The sequence below is a fragment of the Peribacillus sp. genome (assembly GCF_059453735.1).
Genome location: NZ_JAZVJO010000116.1, coordinates 1 through 6,640, shown reverse-complemented (window position 1 = coordinate 6,640; position 6,640 = coordinate 1). Strand labels below are relative to the sequence as shown.

5 protein-coding genes are annotated in these 6,640 nt (G+C 40.7%); all 5 read left to right on the top strand.

Translation table 11 applies throughout. The annotated features are described in order from the left end of the window. Positions 1-1,873 (top strand): hypothetical protein (locus AC52RT_RS03745; RefSeq protein ID WP_495539512.1); only part of this gene is annotated, 1,873 nt, incomplete at its 5' end. Positions 1,874-1,943: 70 nt separating this feature from the next. Next, a complete protein-coding gene (locus AC52RT_RS03740) occupies positions 1,944-2,666 on the top strand; it encodes a PRC-barrel domain-containing protein (RefSeq protein ID WP_495539511.1) in 723 nt (240 codons plus the stop codon). Positions 2,667-2,690: 24 nt separating this feature from the next. Next, on the top strand, positions 2,691-4,127 hold the full coding sequence (locus AC52RT_RS03735; RefSeq protein ID WP_495539510.1) for a hypothetical protein: 1,437 nt from the start codon (positions 2,691-2,693) through the stop codon (positions 4,125-4,127). Between the two features lie 18 nt (positions 4,128-4,145). After that, positions 4,146-5,807, top strand: coding sequence for a GspE/PulE family protein (locus AC52RT_RS03730; RefSeq protein ID WP_495539509.1), 1,662 nt, complete (start codon positions 4,146-4,148; stop codon positions 5,805-5,807). 12 nt (positions 5,808-5,819) lie between these two features. Next, on the top strand, positions 5,820-6,640 hold an 821-nt coding region (locus tag AC52RT_RS03725), incomplete at its 3' end, for a type IV pilus twitching motility protein PilT (protein WP_495539508.1).

Below are 6,640 nucleotides of genomic sequence, written 5' to 3'. Positions count from 1 at the left end.
AAGGGGCAATAAATTGGAAACGATTATTTTTGCATGTATTTCTCTGGTTTTTCTCATTCCAATTTTTTATTTTCTCCCGATAGGTATCGATTTTAAGGGAAAAATAATTCTTATGGGGGCAGCTATGATTGCCGCTATGGCGGGATTACTAGCTAATTTTACTTACAATCCTTGGTTAGGAGCCCTGCTATCGTTGCTTCTTCTCGTTGTATTTACCTATCTTTTTGAGAAGAAAACGGAGCTATTTGCTTTGATAGGAAAGGAACAAGAAAAAGAGGACTTTTCATACAATTACTCAGCCGAATCGACACTAACTGGCAAAGAACCTGAACCGGTGGGTAGTTTTATTGAACAAGAGGATCAACATTTCGAACAGCTTCTTCATGAATCAAAAGAAGAAATCGTTGATTTTGATAGTGAACCAGATTTGGATCATATTATTTTGGAAGAAGAGGACCTTATTGAGGCGGGAGAAGAAGTCAATCAAGCTCTTGAAGCCCAATCTGTTCCAGCCCCAGTATTAACTTCAGAAGAGTTTGATTTTTTCCAAAACAAAATGGACGTGGAAAGGTCTGGGTCAGAGAATAATGAATCTCCTGCAGAGTCGGAAATAGTAGAAGAGTGGGATGAGGACTTATTTTTAGAAGTAATGGAGCCTGCGGACAAAGAAGATCTTATCGAAGAAGGAAGTGTGCTGACTGATCCTACCGTTTCTCTTTTGCCGGAAGAAGTAGAAGAGTGGGACGAGGACCTGTTTTTAGAGGTGTTAGAGCCTGAGGAAACGGAAGAAGAAATAGTAGATGAGTGGGATGAGGATTTATTTTTAGAAGTGTTGGAGCCGGAGACAATCAAGGAAGAAGTGGTTGCTGAGGAAGATACCTTGCTGGAAGATTCACAAGGTACACTAGTGGAATTGCTTGTTAACGAAGATGAACATCTTATTAGTGAAGCAGGTAAGGAATCTGAGGAATTCATTTCGCTGGCTGAGCTTCTTGAAAGTGAACATCTTATTCTCGAAACAGATTTACTTGAAGAGAATCTGTATGTTGAAGTGTCTACTGACAGTGAAGCCGCTGCTAGTTTAGAAGAACAACCTGAGTGGGTTGGGCAGAGTGTAGTGGAAGAAATTGATTCAGAAGAAATCCTTGAGTTCATAGAGGAATCAGAAGCAGAAGATAGTCCTGAACAAGTCGAAGTGCAATTAGAAAGCAATGAGCAAGGAATAGAAGTGATAGAAGAAAGTGCTGAAGAAGCACCAGTTATCGTTGAGTTCATAGAGGTACCAGATGTAGTAGAAAGTCCTGAACAAGTCGAAGTGCAGTTAGAAAGCAATGAGCAAGAAGTAGAAGTAATAGAAGAAAGTGCTGGAGAAGCACCAGTTATCTTGGAGTTCATAGAGGAACCAGAAGCAGTAGAGATCCCTGAACAAGTTGATGAACAATTAGAAAGCAATGAGCAAGATGTAGAGGCTATAGCAGATAGTACTTTAGAAGCACCTGTTATGACCGATATAGATACTAGTACCGACCTTCATGAAGCGGTAAAGGAAGAATCTCAATCTGAAATGCCTGTTCATAAAACCAAGCTCCAACAAGAGTTGTTTCAGACATTGATAGAGGAATTAAAACTTGCCAAAAAACAGCGGAGTGATCATGACTATGAACTGCTGGTCAGCAGTTATTTAGACGATAGTCTACCGCATCAGGATTATTATATATTTGCCAACATGTTAATTCAGCAGTACGTTCGGACGAAGAATCAAGAAAAGCTGCCACAGCTTTTAGAACGTTTAGGTGACAAATTCCAGGCATACCCGGTTGTGCTGGCAGAAATCAGTTATCTGAAAAATCGTTTCTGCAAGGGATCATACTAGATTATCATTTTAAACAACTAGATAAGCAGCATACAATAATCTAAATTCAAAGACTAGGTAGGGTGAAGAAATGAGAACAAGCGCACAAATGCTAGGACTTCCCATTATAAGTATTTCTGAGGGACTGGAAATTGGAACGGTTAAATCATTGGTGATCAATCCAGAAAAAGGATCGGTCGATTTTCTAACAATAGAGCATGAAGACTGGCAGGTAAGTGTAAAAGCCATTCCATTTAAAAAAGTAATTGGAATTGGAGAGTATGCACTTACAGTAGATAGTGAGGGCGCGGTTATTGATTTGAATGAAATTCCAATTGCGAACCAGCTGGTCAATAAAAAAATTAAAATAACAGACGCAAGAGTGATGACTCGTAAAGGGGAACTCCTAGGATCTGTTTTGGAATTTTTCACAGATGAAGAAAACGGACATGTCATTGGCATGCTGATTAAGATTAAGGATAAAGAAGTGATTCTTCCTTCTGAAACCGTTCTAACATTCGGAAAAGATATTTTAATCGTCACGGAAGATGCGCCGAGTTACTTCCTTGATAACCCGAACCAATTACTCAACAGTGATGATGTGGATGAGGGAATGTTTATTGACGAGGGTATGGAAATCAAGAATAAGCAAATTGAGTTGTTAAAAGGAAAGAAATTAATTCGTAATGTCGAAGATCCATCAGGGAATATACTTTTCACTGAAGGCTCTGTTTTATCAGAGGAAGACATTAGGCATGCACAAAAAGTGGGACCGGGTGTACTGGTTGGTTTGTCCATGAATGTGGAAGCGTAATCGTCTAAAAGGAGAGAACTAAATGTGAGGAACCAGCAGACGCTGAAATTATTTCTTGCTCTTATCCTATCAACAGGTTATATCCTCAGTTTTTCACATTTTGGGGCATCAGCGTTTAATAATTTGGTCAATGACCAAGATATTATGGAACCAGGAACGACACTTGGAGGCCTGAATATTTCAGGCAAGACGAAACCAGAGATTAAGAAAATGCTAGAGGAAGAGATTGTAGCTTGGAAGCAAGGAACCAGCATTAATCTTACGTATAAAGAAATTGAAAATCCAGCTAATGATGTAGATATACAGTTTCGAGTGGAAGAAACGCTGGCGAATGTAAAATCTGGTCAAAAAAACCTAGTAACAGTCGTTATTGATCAGGATTCTTTAATAGAGGCGGTATACGATACATCGATTTCACTATCTTCGGAGGCGGTAAATACGGAGCAGCTGGCAAACGATATAAGTGCGAGCGCGACCATGCTTACCGCTGGTTCTTATCGATTCCATTTAGAAAATTATTTGGATGGATTGACTGCTGAGGATGAAGTAATCGCAAAGGCAGTCATTCAAACAGGGAAATATAGCAGCGAAATAAAAGAGATAATCAGCTTAATACAGCCTGTTGAGATTCAGGGAAGAACACAGTTTTCGCTTTTGAACAAGCTGAATGACCTTCAGGAAGATAAAACCTATAGTACGGGAGCGTTGAGCCGGATTGCGACAGGCATTTATGAAACCATTCTTCCAACAAATTTTGCTATTATCGAACGAAGCGTAAGTACAAAGCTTCCAGGCTATGCGAATCTGGGTATGGAAGCGAAGGTCAATGCGAAAAAGAATACTGATTTGGTTTTTTCCAACATAAATGAAGATTCTTATTTCCTTGAATTTACACAAAGTGGTAAAAACTTAAACGTGGTACTCAAAGGGAAATCGTTCCTGAATCAATACAAAGTAAAGAAAAGTGCCGAAAAAAGGTATCAACCAAAAACAATCATTCAATTTGACTCTCAGCTTACCAGCGGGCAGATGAACGTAACTGAACCAGGTAAAGAAGGAATTTCGATTAAAATTACACGGGAAATTTCTGATGAAAAAGGTAATTTGATTGAATCAGAAGAAATTTCAGAAGATTTTTATGCGCCTATTCATCGAATTGAAATTCATCCCCTGACTGTTCCTGTAGAAACTAATGATAGTACGGATGAAGAATCAGATGATCAAGCTGGTGATGTCATTGATGAAGACAGTGATGGTGTAGACAGTGATGGTGTAGAAGATGAGTCGGGTTCCGATAGTGAAGATGGTCGTACGGAAGAAACCGATGAGAGTGACAATCAGGGGGAAACTGGTGACTCTACGGAATCAGATTCGCCTACACCGAACAACGAAGTTGTTTCTGGACGAACAGAGAATTCCGAAGATAATATCTGGGAAGATCCAGATGCACCGGAAAAATAAGAAAAGCGGGGTTTAACTATGTCACAAACCCGAAAACGTTTAGGTGATTTATTAGTAGAAGCTGGTCTTATTAATGAAGATCAGCTTCATGCTGCATTAGAGGAAAAAACAAAAGATCAGCGTCTCGGAGACGTGTTGCTCCGTAAAGGTTTTATTACGGAGCAACAGCTGATCGAGGTTCTAGAATTCCAGCTTGGAATTCCGCATGTCAGCTTGTTTAATTACCCATTCGATCCTAAATTATTCGCTCTTCTATCAAAAGAAACGGCTAAACGAAATTTGCTTATTCCGTTGAAAAAAGATGGAGAACGGCTTTATATTGCGATGGCGGATCCTATGGACTTCATAGCGATTGACGATTTAAGGTTGGCGACAGGTTTTCAAATTGAAACGGCCATTGCGACAAAGGATGATATCCTGCGGACCATTTCTAAGTATTATGATATGGATGAAGGTCTAGTCGAGTTATTAGATGACATCTCCAGTTCAAATGCTGTTCAAGAAGAACAAAGAGGGGATCAAGACTCTCCTGTGATTCGCTTGGTGAACCAAATTCTCTCTAATGCGGTTACGCAAAAGGCGAGTGATGTTCATATCGATCCCCAAGAAACCAAGATCGTTGTCCGCTATCGGATCGATGGAGTCTTACGTACTGAAAAAGTATTGCCAAAATCGATGCAAAATGTCCTGACTGCCCGGATTAAAATCATGGCTAAATTAGATATAACCGAACACCGGGTTCCCCAGGATGGTCGGATTAAAGTGAATTTAGAATTCTCGCCGATTGATTTACGGGTATCGAGCCTTCCAACCGTGTTTGGTGAAAAAATTGTTCTCCGGATTCTTGATCTAGGCAGTTCGTTGAACGATTTAAATAAGTTAGGCTTCAATAGTTTAAATCTGCAGCGTTTTCGTACCATGCTCGATCAACCCAATGGGATTGTCTTGATAACCGGTCCAACTGGTTCAGGAAAATCATCCACATTGTATGCAGCACTCAATCTGCTTAACAGCGAAGAAGTAAATATCATCACGATTGAAGATCCCGTTGAATATCAATTGGAAGGAATTAATCAAATCCAAGTGAATGCGAATGTTGGGATGACCTTTGCGGCAGGACTTCGTTCCATTCTTCGGCAAGATCCGAATATTATTATGGTTGGAGAAATCCGGGACAGAGAAACCGCAGAAGTATCAATTAGAGCCTCGCTCACGGGTCATTTGGTCTTAAGTACGATTCATACAAATGACTCGCTCGGTACGATTACAAGGCTTGTAGATATGGGGGTTGAACCGTTTCTAGTTGCCTCTTCATTGAGCGGGGTTGTCGCACAACGGCTTGTCCGCCGGGTTTGCCGAGACTGTGGGCAAAAACAGGAACCGTCCAAACGAGAAATTGAGATTTTTGCAAAACGTGGATTTAAAGTTGATCAAGTTACCAAGGGAACTGGGTGTGCTTCCTGCAATATGACCGGTTACAAAGGCCGGATTGCTCTTCATGAGATACTCGTACTGACAGATGATATGAGAAGGGTCATTATGAACGGTGAATCCTTCTCGAAGCTTCGCGAAATGGCCATTAAGGCTAAAACCGTATTCTTAATGGATGATGGCTTGTTAAAGGTAAAACAGGGTCTAACCACAACGGAAGAAGTATTACGTGTTGCAGTATTAGAGTAAAGGGGTAACGCTATGAAAACGAAAATTGATCAACTTCTTCGTGCAGGCCATGAATTAAAGGCGTCAGATATCCATGTAACGGTAGGTGTGCCGCCAGTTATGCGGTTAAATGGAGAATTAAAGAAATACGGGAAAGAGCTTCTTACTCCGGAAGAAACAGAGGGAATGGCGCGTGGAATCATTCCGGATAATATGTGGGATGAATTTAAAGATAAAGGAGAACTTGATTTTTCCTATGGAATTCCTGGCGTGTCGAGATTTCGAATCAATGCTTATTTTCAGCGATCATGTGTAGCCATGGCAATTCGAATTGTCCCAACAAAAATTGCCACGCTTGAAGAGTTGGACTTGCCTCAGTCATTAAAGCAAATTGCAGGGAAGCCTCAAGGGCTTGTACTCGTCACTGGACCAACCGGAAGCGGGAAATCAACCACGCTGGCAGCGATGATTCAATATATGAACTATACGATGCGTAAACATATCATCACGCTTGAAGATCCAATTGAGTATTTGCATAAGCACCATAATTGTATTATTGATCAGCGTGAAGTCGGCTTTGATACGAATAATTTTGCTAATGGCTTACGTTCAGCCCTTCGTCAGGATCCTGATGTCATTCTTCTTGGTGAGATGCGTGATTTAGAAACGATTCAAACAGCGATTACCGCAGCTGAAACCGGACATTTGGTTTTTGCTACACTCCATACATCTAGTGCCCGGACAACCATAGACCGGATTATCGATGTTTTTGAACCAGGACAGCAAGCACAGGTAAGGATTCAACTTGCTTCAGTGCTAGTAGCGATTGTATCTCAACGGTTATTCCCAACCAT

Bases quoted from the DNA above. Each gene is read 5' to 3' on its own strand.
- AC52RT_RS03740 (WP_495539511.1), top strand. From the start codon at position 1,944: ATGAGAACAAGCGCACAAATGCTAGGACTTCCCATTATAAGTATTTCT.
- AC52RT_RS03730 (WP_495539509.1), top strand. From the start codon at position 4,146: ATGTCACAAACCCGAAAACGTTTAGGTGATTTATTAGTAGAAGCTGGT.